The following is a 14,531-nucleotide window of genomic DNA, read 5'->3' on the forward strand; positions in this document are numbered from 1 at the left end:
AACTTGCTTACGCTACCCTTGAGTTTACAACAACTGTATTAAAACGTGTAGTATTTTTTTGATTTCTTTTGCAAAATTATTCAGAAGGGATTCTCAAAATATCGAATTTATCAGGCTTTACTGATAGATCAAGGTAAATAACCTGCTTTGGATGTGGGCATGAATCAACGCTCTCACCATCCTCAGTATACATTCCATTCACCTTAGCCTTGACATCTGTTCCGTCAGGCTTCATGATTTCTATCTCATCGCCAACAGAGAACTTATTTCTCTGTTCGATCTTGGCAAAGCCTCTGTCGTCAACCTCACCAACTATTCCAAGATAGATATATTCGTTAACATAAGTATTATTGTCATAGATCTGAGCTTCATCACTAGGTTTTCCAAAATAAAAGCCTGTGGTAAAGAGTCTGTATGTACATCTTGAGATCTGATCAAGGTACCATGACATGTTCTCTCTGTACTTTTCTTCAGACTCAAAGTAATCATCGATTGCTTTTCTATAGGTTCTGGCAACTGTAGCTACATAAAGGGCTGTTTTCATTCTGCCCTCGATCTTGCAGCTGTCTACTCCGGCGTCCACAAGCTCAGGAATGTGTTCGATCATGCACAGATCCTTTGAATTAAAGATGTAAGTTCCTCTCTCATTTTCATAAACTGGAAGATATTCGCCAGGTCTCTGCTCTTCCACGATTGAATACTTCCATCTGCATGGATGTGTACAAGCGCCTTTGTTGGCGTCTCTTCCTGTGAAGTAATTTGATAAAAGACATCTTCCTGAATAGGAAATGCACATAGCACCGTGAATGAAACACTCCATTTCAAGGTCTTCCGGGATTCTCTCCTTGATCTCTTTGATTTCTCTAAGAGAAAGCTCTCTAGCAGCAACTACTCTCTTTGCTCCAAGATCATGCCAGAAATTATAAGTCTCGTAGTTTGTATTGTTGGCCTGTGTTGATACGTGAATCTCTATCTCAGGACAGATCCTTCTGGCTTTCATGAAAATACCAGGGTCTGCAATAATGAGCGCGTCTGGGCCTAACTCTTTTAACTCATGGAGATACTTCTCAACGCCATCAAGATCATAGTTGTGAGCAAGGATATTAACTGTTACGTGAACCCTTACTCCATGGGCATGAGCAAACTCAATTCCCTCTTTCATCTCTTCTGGACTGAAGTTCTTGGCTTTAGCTCTAAGTCCAAAAGCGTCACCACCAATATATACTGCATCGGCGCCAAACATTACCGCTGTCTTTAATACTTCCAAACTACTTGCCGGAATCAATAATTCTGGTTTTTTCATAAATTACCTCATTTCGTCTTTACAGAAAGAGTCATTCCATCTCCAACTGTCAAAATAACTGTGTTAAGCATGTCGTTATGCTTTAGCTCATATAGATACTCACGCATTCTGGCGTGTATTGTTCTGTCTCTTCTTGTCACAGCAAATCTTGATTCTATGACGTCTCCGTCCTGAAGGACATTGTCTGATACCAAAAGACCTCCCTTATTGAGTATCCTTAAACACTCTGGCAGGAAGTTGATATACTGCCCTTTTGCTGCATCCATAAAAATAAAATCATACCCTGGAGTCAGCGTCTTTAAAATGTCTGTCGCATCACCTTCCAAAAGTGTGATTTTATGTTTTGAGTCGTACTTTATAAAGTTGTCCCTGGCTATAGGGATTCGCTTTTCATATTTTTCTATTGTAGTGATCTTGGCATCATCTCTGCTGTACTCAGCCATCAAAAGAGCTGAGAATCCAGTAGCACAGCCAACTTCCAATATATTCACCGGATTTGCCTGTGCCATCAGGAATTTGAGTAGTGCCTGAGAATCCTTGCGTACAATAGGGACGTCGTCCTTTTTGGCGATTCTTTCAAGTTCATCAAGATAAGGTGCATTGCCCTGATCAAGAGAATTGATGAATGCCGTCATTCTATCTTGTTCAGTTACCATTAGATTCCTCAGAATTTCCTACTTCTTCTGTCTCTTGTGTTTCTTCTGTCACTTCAGTTTCCTCAGCAGCACCTTCTTCGAGAGCGCCATCTTTGTCTGAAGATTCCTCACCATTCTTGATGCCGCCAGACATGATAGAGAGCATCTCCTCCGGTGTCATTGCTGTGCTGAGAGTATATGTTCCTGGCTGTTCCATTCCGTGGTACTCTGAGAACATCTCCTGAAGTTTGAACAAAAACTTATCTGTAATAAGCCCAACCTCTGCAAGTTTATCTGCGATCTGGCCTACTGAATCACCCTCTGAGATAGTTACAGTTACTTCTCTTCCTGTTCCGGAAGACACTGCTGTCTGATTAAAAATATGATAACCATAGTTGTAAGCAACCTTGGCATACTTAATGATCAGCATAGCAACAATGATGATGAAAACTACCTTGACTATGGTGTCCAATATGCCCAAGCCGAGTTTCTTTGTATTCATAAAATACTTCTCCTAAAGACCTCAAATATTTGTAGACATTATTATTGGCATTATCATTGGTCTTCTCTTTGTCTTCTTCCAAATATAATCGCTTAAGACATCTTTGACAATATTTTTTAATTTATTCCAATCAGTTATGCCCTTATCAGTAGCTTCGATAAGTTCGTCGTAAACAAGATCTGTAGCATCATCAATGAGCTTGTCTGACTCTCTGACATATACAAATCCTCTTGATACAATATTAGGACCTGAAATAAGCTGTCCACTCTCCTTATCAAGACCAAATACAACTATAACGATTCCATCCTCAGCAAGATGCTGTCTGTCACGAAGAACAACATTACCTACATCACCTACACCAAGACCGTCAACAAGGATAGCTCCTACAGGAACCTTACCCTTAACTTTTGCGCTCTCTTCATCAAGTTCAAGGATATCTCCAGAATGAAGAATGAATACATTCTCCTTTGCAATTCCAAGATCTCTTGCAATATTGCTCTGAGCAATAAGGTGTCTGTACTCGCCGTGAACAGGAATTGCGTACTTAGGCTTAACAAGTGTATAGATGAGCTTGATATCTTCCTGGCAGGCATGTCCAGATACATGAACATCCTGGAAGATTACATCTGCTCCCTTCATCTGAAGCTCGTTAATGATATTAGTAACAGCCTTCTCATTACCTGGGATTGGATGAGAAGAGAAAATAACAGTATCTCCAGCACCGATGGTGATCTTCTTGTGCTGGCTGCTGGCCATTCTACTAAGAGCGGCCATACTTTCACCCTGGCTACCTGTTGTAATGATAACAGTCTTGTTCTCAGGGTAATTTTTGAGCTGATCGATATCAATAAGTGTATTCTCAGGAATCTGGATGCATTCCAGTTTCTGAGCAATATCAATGATGCTCACCATACTGCGGCCTTCTACTACTACTTTTCTACCGCATTTATGAGCTGTGTTGATGATCTGCTGAACTCTGTCTACATTGGACGCGAATGTAGCTACAATGATCCTCTGGTTCTCATGTTCTTCAAAAAGAGAATCCAAAGCTCTTCCTACTGTTCTCTCAGAAGCTGTAAATCCTGGTCTCTCAGCATTTGTTGAGTCGCACATAAGGGCGAGAACGCCTTTTTTACCAATCTCAGCAAATCTCTGAAGATCTATAGGATCACCAAATACTGGTGTGTAATCAACCTTAAAGTCTCCTGTGTGGACTACAGTTCCGGCTGGTGAATATATTGCCAGAGCTGCCGCATCGACTATCGAGTGATTAGTTCTAATGAATTCAACTCTGAACTGCCCAAGGTTAATGGACTGTCCAAACTTAACTACTTTTCTTCGAGTCTTTTTGAGAAGATTGTGCTCCTCAAGCTTGTGCTCAATGATACCCATTGTAAGTCTTGTGGCATACACAGGGACATTGAGTTCATGAAGAATATATGGAAGTGCTCCTATATGATCTTCATGACCATGTGTTATAACAAAGCCTTTTACTTTGTCGATATTTTCCTGTAAATATGTGATATCCGGGATTACAAGGTCAATTCCCAACATGTCATCATCAGGGAATGACAAACCGCAATCCACTACAATAATACTGTCTTCATACCTGAAGGCAGTGATATTCATTCCAATCTGCTCAAGACCACCAAGTGGGATGATCTGCAGTTTGGAGCCATTTTCAGTTTTCTTTTTACTCAAAATAAATCCTCCATTTATACATTGGCGGAGAAATAGAAAAAGCTGTCAACCGCACTCCCCGTTAGGCATCAAGATCTATTCCATCCTCAGAAAGCAGCTTACGAAATACACCTGCAACAGCTTCCAGCTCCAGGTCATCGTCCACAATCACATAAACCGCTTCTTCATCTTTAATATCGGAGTCGTCGCGTAAAATAAGCGCTTCTCCGTCACCATCTTCTTCATCTGTAACAAGCAGGTAGGTCTTGCCTCCAAGGCTTGTCTGTTCAAGGCAGTAGAACTCTACTGCTTCGCCCCCATCCGGGCTAAATAAAATCTTTTCCAAATTATTCACCATTTCCTGACTATGATCAGGTTTTATCTTTGCTATTATCCAGATAATCCTGAAGAATTATCTGAGCTGCAATCATATCTACGTACTCTTTACGTTCACGACCTCTGATACCGGCTTCATCCATGATCTCGTCCGCTTCTACAGTCGTAAGTCTCTCATCCCACATAACAACCGGGATTCCCGTTCTACGTTCAAGCTTATCCTTGAACTCAAGGCATAACTCAGAACGCTCAGAAGGAGTCTGGTCCATATTAAGAGGTAGACCAAGCACCATCTTCTCAACATTGTACTCCTGGATCAGCTCTTCAATTCGAGCCATCGTCCTTCTTAACTTATTTTCCTCTTTTCTACGGATTATCTCTTTACCCTGCGCAGTTAAAAGAAGCTCATCGCTTATGGCAACTCCAACTGTTCTGGAACCGTAGTCCAAACCCATGATTCGCATAATATTACTTTCTAGCCCAGTTGTTGCTCTTGATATACTCTGTGAGCATCTCCTCAACAAGCTCATCACGCTCAACCTTCATAATAAGGCTTCTGGCGCCCTTGTGACTTGTAATGTATGTAGGATCTCCAGACATGATATATCCAACAATCTGATTAACAGGATTGTATCCCTTTTCAAGCAAGGCATCATATACTACAGAAAGTACCATCTTAACGCCAGTTTCTGGCTCGACTTCAACTTTGAAGAATTGGGTGTTCTCTAAATTCTGCTCTGCCATATCATCTCTCCATTCGTATTTTTTTATTTTAAAAAGCACACAGGCTCAATATACTCCAAAAATAATTGTACACTAACTAATTCAAATAAGCAATGTATCAGGAGTTAGGAAGGCTGTTGGAACAACTGTAGAAATGGCTCCAGTACTAGCTTTGTAGTTCTCTTTATCATCAACGTGCAGTGCAACTCTGACATATCTGTCAGTATGTCCGATGATATAAGTCTGACCACCAATCTCTTCTTCATCTTCCCACAAAACTGTGAGCTCTGTTCCGATAAACTTACCTCTATATTCCTTGGAATGTTCCCTTGTCATGTTAAGAAGCACTTCACTTCTCTTGGACTTTTCTTTGTCCGTGAGCTGATCTGGCATTCCTGCGGCAACAGTTCCTTTTCTAGGAGAGTACTTAAATACATGCATCTCATAGAACTGGATCTCTTCTACAAACTTGCGGCAATCCTCAAACTCTTCCTCTGTCTCACCAGGGAATCCCACAATAACGTCTGTAGTGATAGCCGGTTTATCAAAAGCTTCTCTTAATAGTCTTACACCTTCTCTGAATTCATCAGCTGTATAATGCCTATTCATTCTCTTGAGGACTGAATCACATCCACTCTGAAGTGATAAGTGGAAATGTGGACAAAGCTTATCAAGGGCTGCCAATCTCTTTGCATTTTCTTCAGTTATGATCCTTGGCTCCAATGAGCTAAGTCTTATTCTCTCTATTCCCGGAATTTCATTTATCTTTTCAATAAGATCAATAAGCTGCGCCTTACCAAAATCTATACCATAAGAGCTTGTGTGAATACCTGTAAGAACCACTTCTTTGCAGCCCTTCTTAACAAGACCTTCGATCTCGCTCAGGATTTCATCCATATTTCTACTTCTTACTCTTCCTCTTGCGTACGGGATGACGCAATATGAACAGAACTGGTTACATCCATCCTGGATCTTGATATAGGCTCTTGTGTGCTCCGGAAGCTCTTTTAATGTCATGCTCTCATATTCATTAGTCTTGTTGATGTCAATGATAGTACTTCCAAAAAGAGTCTTGTCTATTACTTCATTCCTGGCTTCAATGAACTCATTTAAAATATCTACTATCTCTGATTTTTTGTTATTTCCAATAGCAAGATCAATGCACTCATCCTTCTTGACGCCGTCAAGACCAGTCTCTACATAGCATCCAACTGCAACGACTATAGAATCAGGATTCTCCTTCTTGGATCTATGGAGCATCTGTCTTGATTTTCTATCTGCAATATTAGTAACTGTGCAGGTGTTTATGATATAGATGTCCGCCTTCTCTTCGAAAGGCACGATTATAGCTCCCTGTTCCTGGAGTTTTTGGCTCATAACATCCATTTCATAGCTATTTACTTTACATCCTAGGTTGTGCATTGCAACCTTTAATCCATTAACGTTATTTTGCATAAAGGCATTTCTTTCTTATTTTGTTTAGGGTTAGTCATTGACTTTTGCAGTTACTCCGTTTACTATAAAGAAAAGAAGGAGGTATTTGCGCAATGAAGACCGTAAAAATTTCTTTAAATTCTATCGATAAGGTAAAATCTTTCGTAAACGATATTACGAAGTTTGATTATGACTTCGACCTCGTTTCAGGAAGATACGTTATCGACGCTAAGTCTATTATGGGTATTTTTTCATTAGATCTTTCTAAGCCTATTGATCTTAACATCCATGCAGAAGACGGCGCAGATGAGGTTCTCGAGATTTTGAAGCCTTACATGATCTAATCTTTGGATTAGATCCATCTAAAAGATTATTATAGACCATCTTAAAAGTTCATTTTAAGATGGTCTTTTTTTGATAATCCCAGCGCAAAGCACTTGCTGAGGTTTTTACCTCGTAATCTCAATAACTTCGTCAGTATCAAGAGCAGTCTGCATAAGCTCATCTATCTTTTCTACGAGATTCTCCTCATGCTTTCTGATGATATCAGTTCTTGGCTTAGTAACAGGGTGCTTAGCAACGAAAATAGTACAGCAATCCTCATAAGGAAGGATAGACGTCTCGTAAGCATCAATCTTGTATGAAATATCTACAATATCCTGTTTATCAAAAGCAATGAGCGGTCTGTAAACAGGAATGTCTGTTACTACCTCTCCTGTACACATAAGGCTCTGCATTGTCTGTGATGCAACCTGTCCGATACTCTCACCAGTGATAAGTCCCATAGAGCCTGACTTCTGAGCAAGAATATCTGCAATTCTCATCATATATCTTCTCATGATGATAGTAAGCTCATCATGTGGGCATTTCTCATAGATATACATCTGAATGTCAGTAAAGTTGATAACATGAAGCTTAACCTTACCTGTATACTTTGCAATAACGCCAGCAAGGTCGATTACCTTCTGCTTGGCTTTCTCACTTGTATAAGGTGGGGCATTGAAATATACAGCTTCGATCTCAACACCTCTTTTTGCAACCATGTATCCAGCTACAGGTGAATCAATTCCGCCTGAAAGAAGAAGCATAGCTTTACCGGCTGTTCCTATTGGCATTCCACCTGGTCCAGGAATGATCTCAGAGAAAATATTCAGTTTCTCTCTAAGCTCAACGTTTATGAGAATCTCAGGATCATGAACATCAACCTTCATTTCAGGGAATGCATTAAGGATCCTTGCGCCAAGTTCAGCTGCCATCTCCATAGAATCAACAGGATAGCTCTTATCTACTCTTCTGCACTTAACCTTGAAAGTCTTGTTCTTGTTAGGATACACGCCATCAATAAAATCTAATACAGCCTTAGCTACTCCATCAACATCTGGGAGATGGTTCTCTCCATCTCTTGCGATAGATACAGCTGGGCAGATTCCTGTTACACCAAATACAGTCTGAAGCTGTGATACAGTCTCATCAAAATCAAAGCCTTCTGCTTCAATATAGATACGACCTGCAACCTTAGAAATATTAAAGCTGCCATCACACTTAGCAAGCACTCTCTTTAGCTGCTTAACAAGTGCATCTTCAAAGATATATCTGTTCTTTCCCTTTACTCCGATCTCGGCGTACTTAATTACAAAAGCATGATACTGCATAAAAACCTCTTTCTTTAATGACGGTAGAACTTACGCATATTCTCAACCTGTGAGCATAGCGTATCCAAAAAGTAATCAATCTCTTCCTTGGTAGTCATAAATGACATACTAATACGAATTGTGGATTCAAGCAAATCCTTTTCAAGACCAATGGCCTGAAGCGTATCTGAAATATGTGGGTTGTTGGATGTGCAGGCAGATCCAGCAGATACGTATATATTTTTGCTACTAAGCATGTTGAGAACTGTCTCTGCGGCAAGTCCCTTTATTGAAACGCTGACAATATGTGGCGCTCCCTCTCTGCATGCCGGACCATTTACCTTTATATCTGAAAGCCTCTCATTAAGAGAATTTATGAGATACTCTTTAAGCTCATAGAGTTTGCTTTGCTTGTCCTCAAAGTTCTCGTAGCACATCTTGGCTGCCAGAGCAAGGCCAGCAATTCCAGGCACATTCTCTGTTCCTGATCTCATACCCTTCTGCTGTCCACCGCCATAGCAGATAGGATTGATCTTAGTTCCCTTTTTGATATACAAAAAGCCTATTCCCTTGGGTCCATGGATCTTGTGTCCGCTAACAGACAAAAGATCTATCTTCATGCTCTTTGGTCTAATGACAAATTTGCCATATCCCTGAACCGCATCCACATGGAAATAGATATCGGAATTATATGCCTTGATAAGTTCACCAGCTTCCTGGATCTTTTGAACTGAACCTATCTCATTATTAACAAACATCATTGAAACAAGTATAGTGTCTTCTCTAAGAGCTGCCTTTAAGTCCTCTAACTGAACCACACCTGTCTCATCAACTGGAAGATAAGTTATCTCAAAACCTTCCTTTTCAAGAGCTGAAGTAGTCTCTAGAATCGCAGGATGTTCGATAGCAGTTGTTATTATATGCTTACCACGCCATTTATTAGCCTTGGCTACACCTATCAAAGCAAGGTTGTCTGATTCTGTTCCTCCAGAAGTAAATAATATCTCCTGTGGCTCAACCTTTAATGTAGCTGCTATAGTTTCTCTCGCCTGTGCGAGCCTCTCACCAGATACCATACCCATGTGATGTACACTGGATGGATTTCCATATTCTTCTGTCATTATCTTGGCAACAAGTGAAGCCACTTCATCGTAGGCTCTTGTAGTTGCCGAATTATCTAAATAAGCTTCCATTTCTTTATCCTTCAAGATGATACATAAGCCACGAGATTATTGTAAATCCCGCAGTTTCAGTCCTTAATATTCTCTTACCTAAAGTAATAGGCTTTATTCCATTCTCATTGCAAAGGTCGATCTCCTGCTCAGAAAATCCGCCTTCTGGTCCAATAAACACAGCAATGCTCTGCCCCGGCTTTATAGCTTCAATTATCTTCTTGGTCTCATCAATATGCTCTGCCATCTCATATGGAATAAGCTTAATATCCATATCCTTGGCATATTGAACAGCCTCCTTCATGGTCATAGGCATATGAACAGAAGGAATGATAGCACGCTTACTCTGTTTTGCTGCTGCTTCTGCAATAGCCTGCCAACGCTTTACCTTGCTTTCAGCCTTTTTCTCATCAAGCTTGACGATACATCTCTTAGTGGACATAGGCACGATTTCAAAAGCTCCCAGCTCAACAGCCTTCTGAATAATGAGCTCCATCTTATCAACCTTTGGAAGTCCCTGAAAAAGATATATTTTGGAAGGAAGCTCATTTCCCACTTCCTCTATAAAGCAAAGCTTACCAATGACAGCACTGTCAGTTATTTCTTCTATCTCGTAAAAGAGCTCTCTGCCTTCCTCTTCCTCACGTATGCTTACTGAAAACTGCTCTCCGACTTTCATTCTGAGAACATGAGCAATGTGATTGTAGTCGTTATCAGTGATCTCAACTCTTTTGCAATCAGGCGTTATTTGTGAACTGTCTACAAAAAAATGATACATCAGTTTTTCCTCGAAGTGATTGAAACCCAATCTCCCTGATGATGGATCTCAAGAATCTCAAGACCAGCATCAAGATGTGCTTTCTTAACCTCTTCTTCCTTGGTATTGATGATACCAGAGGTTATATAAATACCACCTGTTTTTAATTGATGCGTGATAACAGGCGTAAGTGGAACAAGTACATTGGCTAAAATATTTGCTACAACAATGTCATATTTATCATAGCCAACTGCATCCTGAATATTCTTGTCATCAATGATATTACCGATCATCATGTCAAACTTCTCAGGTGCAATTCCATTGTTTTCCATATTTTCTTTTACAGCTGGAACTGCGCATTTATCAAGATCAGTTCCTACTGCATGCTTGGCTCCAAACATGAGTGAAAGGATTGAAAGAACTCCGCTACCTGTTCCTACATCCAAAAGCTCAGTGTCGGAAGTTACATACTTTTTGAGCATTCTGATGCAAAGCTGAGTTGTCTCATGCATACCTGTACCAAAAGCTGTTCCAGGATCAATATGAAGAACCATATTTGCCTTTTCAGAGTCCTCATTACTCTCTTTTTCCCATGACGGAATTACAAGTATATCATCAATATAAAATTTATGGAAGTACTGTTTCCAGTTATTGATCCAATCAATATCCTCTGTAACATCTACAGAAATAGTGCCATCACCTATATCAGAAAAAGACTTAAGTTCATCAAGCTTTTCCTTGATCTCTGCCTGCATCTGTTCTGGAGTTTTCTTGACCTTAACATACTCTCCTTCATCATTTGGCATCTCAACAGTGAGCATGTTCTCATCATCTATTTCAAGGAAGAAATTAAGATATGCTGCGCCAGCCTCAATTCCTGTATCCTTCTCATCTGGTTCAAGCTCAGGTGCATCAATAAACATCTGCTCCTTATCTGCAGCAGAAAGTGGTGCGTTGTCTTCAATCTGAGCACCCTCTAATCCAATATCTTCTAAATAACTTACGATAATATCTTCTGATTCTTCGTTTGTACGAACTCTAAAGCGCATCCATTTCATAATTTTAGCTCCTTTTTAATCACACAAAAGCGTGAAGCAGAATTTTGTCTCTGCTTCACGCGTATTGTATCATATTAAGATTACTTAAAAAAACCCTTTTTCTTTTTGCCTCCTGGGCCATCATTTCCCGGGTCTTTACCATCAGCTTCCATCATACGCTCAGCTGCTGTAAGTGAATCTCCTGTTTTTTCATCAAATTTCTTAAGGAGCTCTTTGGCTTCCTTAGAAAGCTTCTCAGGAACCTGAACTACAAGTGTTATGTAGTGATCACCTCTTGTATCCTTATCTCTAAGTGATGGAACACCCTTTCCACGAAGTCTTACCTTAGTGTCAGTCTGAGTTCCAGGCTTAACATCATATGCAACCTTTCCATCAACAGTATCAATAAGAACTGTTCCACCAAGAGCAGCAATTGCAAATGATACTGGTACCATTGAATAGATATTGTAGCCATCTCTCTGGAAGATTGGGTGATCAGAAATGATAACTTCTACAAGAAGATCTCCTCTAGGTCCACCATTAATACCTGGCTCACCTTTTTCACGAAGTCTTACGCTCTGTCCATTATCTATACCTGCTGGAATAGAAACTGAGATTTTCTTTCTAGTCGCAATGTATCCTGTTCCACGGCAGTCTGGACACTTATCCTTGATTACCTTACCAGTTCCTCCACATTCAGGACATGTCTGAACGTTACGAATGGTGCCAAAGAATGACTGCTGCATATGTATCTTCTGTCCTTTACCGCCACAACTTGGACAAGTCTCAGCTGATGTTCCTGGCTTAGCACCTGTTCCATGACATGTAGGACATGGATCTTTCATTGTAAGCTCTAATTCTTTTTCACAGCCAAATACAGCTTCAAGGAAAGTAATTCTAACGCTGGCTCTTATATTAGCTCCCTTAGATGGGCCTGTTCTGGCACCGCCACGAGCTCTTCCACCGCCAAAGAAATCTCCAAATATATCACCGAAGATATCTCCAAAATCAGCGCCATTGAAATCGAATCCACCATATCCGCCAGCGCCTCCTTCGAATGCAGCATGGCCAAACTGGTCGTACTGTCTCTTCTTTTCTGGATCGCTAAGTACGGCATATGCCTCAGAAGCCTCTTTGAATTTTTCAGCTGCTGTTGCATCGCCAGGATTCATATCTGGATGATACTTCTTAGCAAGTACTCTATATGCTTTTTTGATCTCGTCCTCAGATGCGCTTTTGCTGACACCAAGAACCTCATAATAGTCGCGCTTTTGTTCTGCCATATTACTCCTCAACCTTATATCGCTGTCAATTAGAATCAGTATACTCTGAATAGCCAGACGAGAAAAGCTCGCCTGGCTATTTGTATTATAAAACTTTTATTAATTCTGACTTATTAAGATCAAACTTCTCTGTAGTCGCCATCAACAACATTGTCATCATTGCTTGATGTGTTTGCTGAACCCATATCAGGACCTGCGCCAGCACCCATATCTGGGCCTGCTGCACCAGCTGCACCAGCTGCACCCTGAGCGCTCTCATACATCTTAGCAAAGAGTGCCTGAGCATCGTTCATGAGCTTCTCTTTCTGGCTCTTAAGTGAATCGATCTCGCTGTCTGAAAGCTCCTTATCCTTAGTCTGCTCAAGTGTTTCCTTGAGAGCCTTGATATCATCTTCTACAGTCTGCTTCTGAGCTGCATCGATCTTGTCGCCAACATCCTGAAGAGCTTTCTCTGTCTGGAATACGAATGAGTCAGCTTCATTACGAGCATCGATACCCTCTTTACGCTTCTTATCCTGAGCCTCATACTCCTGAGCCTCTTTAACAGCCTTATCGATATCCTCATCAGACATGTTAGAACCAGCTGTGATTGTGATGTGCTGCTCCTTACCTGTTCCAAGGTCCTTAGCTGATACGTTAACGATACCGTTTGCATCGATATCGAATGTAACCTCGATCTGAGGTACTCCTCTCATTGCTGGAGGGATTCCATCAAGTCTGAACTGTCCAAGTGACTTGTTGTCCTTAGCGAACTGTCTCTCACCCTGAAGAACGTTGATGTCAACGGCTGTCTGGTTATCAGCTGCAGTTGAGAATACCTGGCTCTTCTTTGTAGGGATTGTTGTGTTACGCTCGATAAGTCTTGTAGCAACACCACCCATTGTCTCGATTGAAAGTGAAAGAGGTGTTACATCAAGAAGAAGAATGTCACCAGCACCAGCATCACCAGCAAGCTTACCACCCTGGATAGAAGCACCGATAGCTACGCACTCATCAGGGTTAAGGTTCTTGGAAGGTTCATGACCTGTGAGCTGCTTAACTTTCTCTACTACGCAAGGTACACGGGTTGATCCACCAACAAGGAGTACCTTTCCAATATCTGCATTTGTAAGTCCAGCGTCCTTCATAGCGTTCTGTACTGGGATTGCTGTTCTCTCTACGAGATCATGGATAAGCTCTTCAAACTTAGCTCTTGTAAGATCTACATCGAAGTGCTTAGGGCCATCTGCTCCAGCTGAAATGAATGGAAGGTTGATGTTTGTTGTTGTTGAAGATGAAAGTTCCTTCTTGGCCTTCTCTGCAGCTTCCTTAAGTCTCTGCATAGCCATCTTGTCACCTGAAAGATCAACGCCTTCCTTATTCTTGAAGTCCTGAACCATCCAGTTGATGATTGCCTGGTCAAAGTCATCACCACCAAGGTGTGTATCACCGTTTGTTGAAAGAACTTCGATAACGCCATCACCAATCTCAATGATTGATACATCGAATGTACCACCACCAAGGTCATATACCATGATCTTCTGCTCTTTTTCGTTATCAAGACCATAAGCAAGAGCTGCTGCTGTAGGCTCGTTGATGATTCTCTTTACTTCGAGACCAGCGATCTTACCAGCATCCTTTGTAGCCTGACGCTGAGCATCGTTGAAGTAAGCAGGAACTGTGATAACTGCCTCTGAAACTTTTTCGCCAAGATACTGCTCTGCATCAGCCTTAAGTTTCTGAAGAATCATAGCTGAGATCTGCTGTGGTGAGTACTTCTTGCCGTCAATTGTACGACCGTTGTCTGTACCCATATCTCTCTTAATTGATGAGATTGTGTTGTCAGCGTTTGTAACTGCCTGACGTTTAGCTGGCTCACCAACGATTCTCTCACCATTCTTTGTGAAAGCAACGATAGAAGGTGTTGTTCTAGCGCCTTCTGCGTTTGCTATAACTGTAGGCTTTCCGCCTTCCATAACTGCTACGCAGCTATTTGTTGTACCAAGATCGATACCGATAATCTTACTCATTTTTCTTTCCTCCATACCTAAATTATCTG

Annotated in this window: 15 protein-coding genes; 1 reads left to right on the top strand and 14 read right to left on the bottom strand. The window is 41.0% G+C overall.

What is annotated here, in order from left to right:
• Positions 1–76: 76 nt before the first annotated feature.
• From bhn_RS13035 to mtaB, 8 genes are all read right to left on the bottom strand, one after another.
• The gene (locus tag bhn_RS13035) at positions 77–1,303 is read right to left on the bottom strand and encodes a peptidase U32 family protein (protein ID WP_071177102.1); all 1,227 of its coding nucleotides are present in this window, start codon (positions 1,301–1,303) and stop codon (positions 77–79) included.
• A gap of 8 nt (positions 1,304–1,311) precedes the next feature.
• Entirely contained in the window at positions 1,312–1,959 is a 648-nt protein-coding gene (locus bhn_RS13040; protein ID WP_071177103.1) for an O-methyltransferase, read from the bottom strand.
• Positions 1,949–2,440 (bottom strand): endolytic transglycosylase MltG, encoded by a 492-nt coding sequence (locus tag bhn_RS13045; RefSeq protein ID WP_071177104.1) that lies wholly within the window; start codon positions 2,438–2,440, stop codon positions 1,949–1,951. The genes bhn_RS13040 and bhn_RS13045 overlap by 11 nt, the downstream gene beginning before the upstream one ends.
• Positions 2,441–2,461: 21 nt before the next feature.
• Positions 2,462–4,141 carry a ribonuclease J gene (locus bhn_RS13050; RefSeq protein WP_071177105.1) on the bottom strand — a complete coding sequence of 560 codons (1,680 nt, stop codon included), beginning with the start codon at positions 4,139–4,141 and terminating at the stop codon, positions 2,462–2,464.
• Between the two features lie 61 nt (positions 4,142–4,202).
• Positions 4,203–4,466 (bottom strand): DUF1292 domain-containing protein, encoded by a 264-nt coding sequence (locus bhn_RS13055; protein ID WP_071177541.1) that lies wholly within the window; start codon positions 4,464–4,466, stop codon positions 4,203–4,205.
• A gap of 25 nt (positions 4,467–4,491) precedes the next feature.
• On the bottom strand, positions 4,492–4,920 hold the full coding sequence (gene ruvX / locus bhn_RS13060) for a Holliday junction resolvase RuvX (protein ID WP_071177106.1): 429 nt from the start codon (positions 4,918–4,920) through the stop codon (positions 4,492–4,494).
• 4 nt (positions 4,921–4,924) lie between these two features.
• The gene (locus tag bhn_RS13065) at positions 4,925–5,200 is read right to left on the bottom strand and encodes an IreB family regulatory phosphoprotein (RefSeq protein WP_071177107.1); all 276 of its coding nucleotides are present in this window, start codon (positions 5,198–5,200) and stop codon (positions 4,925–4,927) included.
• Between the two features lie 81 nt (positions 5,201–5,281).
• Positions 5,282–6,634, bottom strand: coding sequence for a tRNA (N(6)-L-threonylcarbamoyladenosine(37)-C(2))-methylthiotransferase MtaB (gene mtaB, locus bhn_RS13070; protein WP_071177108.1), 1,353 nt, complete (start codon positions 6,632–6,634; stop codon positions 5,282–5,284).
• Positions 6,635–6,726: 92 nt separating this feature from the next.
• Between mtaB and bhn_RS13075 the strand changes: the two genes are divergently transcribed.
• Positions 6,727–6,957 (top strand): HPr family phosphocarrier protein, encoded by a 231-nt coding sequence (locus bhn_RS13075; protein ID WP_013282005.1) that lies wholly within the window; start codon positions 6,727–6,729, stop codon positions 6,955–6,957.
• A 105-nt stretch (positions 6,958–7,062) separates the two neighbouring features.
• Here bhn_RS13075 and thiI read toward each other — a convergent pair whose 3' ends face one another.
• The 6 genes from thiI to dnaK all read right to left on the bottom strand — a co-directional run bounded on the left by thiI (position 7,063) and on the right by dnaK (position 14,502).
• A complete protein-coding gene (gene thiI / locus bhn_RS13080; RefSeq protein WP_071177109.1) occupies positions 7,063–8,265 on the bottom strand; it encodes a tRNA uracil 4-sulfurtransferase ThiI in 1,203 nt (400 codons plus the stop codon).
• A 14-nt stretch (positions 8,266–8,279) separates the two neighbouring features.
• The gene (locus tag bhn_RS13085; protein ID WP_071177110.1) at positions 8,280–9,437 is read right to left on the bottom strand and encodes a cysteine desulfurase family protein; all 1,158 of its coding nucleotides are present in this window, start codon (positions 9,435–9,437) and stop codon (positions 8,280–8,282) included.
• Positions 9,438–9,441: 4 nt separating this feature from the next.
• Positions 9,442–10,194, bottom strand: a complete 753-nt coding sequence (locus bhn_RS13090) for an RsmE family RNA methyltransferase (RefSeq protein ID WP_071177111.1) — start codon at positions 10,192–10,194, stop codon at positions 9,442–9,444.
• Positions 10,194–11,231, bottom strand: coding sequence for a 50S ribosomal protein L11 methyltransferase (gene prmA, locus bhn_RS13095; RefSeq protein ID WP_071177112.1), 1,038 nt, complete (start codon positions 11,229–11,231; stop codon positions 10,194–10,196). The genes bhn_RS13090 and prmA overlap by 1 nt, the downstream gene beginning before the upstream one ends.
• Before the next feature lie 80 nt (positions 11,232–11,311).
• Positions 11,312–12,493, bottom strand: coding sequence for a molecular chaperone DnaJ (gene dnaJ / locus bhn_RS13100; protein ID WP_071177113.1), 1,182 nt, complete (start codon positions 12,491–12,493; stop codon positions 11,312–11,314).
• Positions 12,494–12,612: 119 nt separating this feature from the next.
• Positions 12,613–14,502, bottom strand: coding sequence for a molecular chaperone DnaK (gene dnaK / locus bhn_RS13105; protein ID WP_071177114.1), 1,890 nt, complete (start codon positions 14,500–14,502; stop codon positions 12,613–12,615).
• Between the last annotated feature and the right edge of the window lie 29 nt (positions 14,503–14,531).

The sequence above is a fragment of the Butyrivibrio hungatei genome (assembly GCF_001858005.1).
Classification (GTDB): Bacteria; Bacillota; Clostridia; order Lachnospirales; family Lachnospiraceae; genus Butyrivibrio; species Butyrivibrio hungatei.